Genomic DNA, 323 nt, shown 5'->3' with positions numbered 1-323 from the left:
TGTTTCTGTCCACCCACATCAGCATGAAGGCCAGCGGCCCGGAGATGCAGGGCAGCATGAAGCTGACCATGTATATGATGCCGCTGATGTACGTCTTCTTCTGCTTCACCGTGCCCAGCGCTTTCTCGCTGTACTACGTTGTTTCCAACATCCTGATGACCGTGCAGAGCCTGTTGATGAAGAAGATCTACGACCCTGAGAAGATGAAGGCAGAGGTCGCCGCCGAGAAGGCTGCCCGCAAGAAGGAGCAGAAGCGCGGTGTAAAGAGCACCACCATCAAGGTCACGGATGAAAAGACCGGCGAGGTCGTGGAGAAAAATATC

1 protein-coding gene is annotated in these 323 nt (G+C 54.5%); it reads left to right on the top strand.

The genetic code is table 11. The features are described 5' to 3' along the window. Positions 1 to 323 (top strand): YidC/Oxa1 family membrane protein insertase (locus P0G09_RS16820; protein ID WP_275253237.1); only part of this gene is annotated, 323 nt, incomplete at both ends.

It is taken from the genome of Faecalibacterium sp. DFI.5.82 (genome assembly GCF_029076575.1).
GTDB classification, from domain to species: Bacteria; Bacillota; Clostridia; order Oscillospirales; family Ruminococcaceae; genus Faecalibacterium; species Faecalibacterium duncaniae.
Note: the sequence above shows the minus strand (reverse complement) of the source record. Positions and strands in the feature narration are given on the sequence as shown.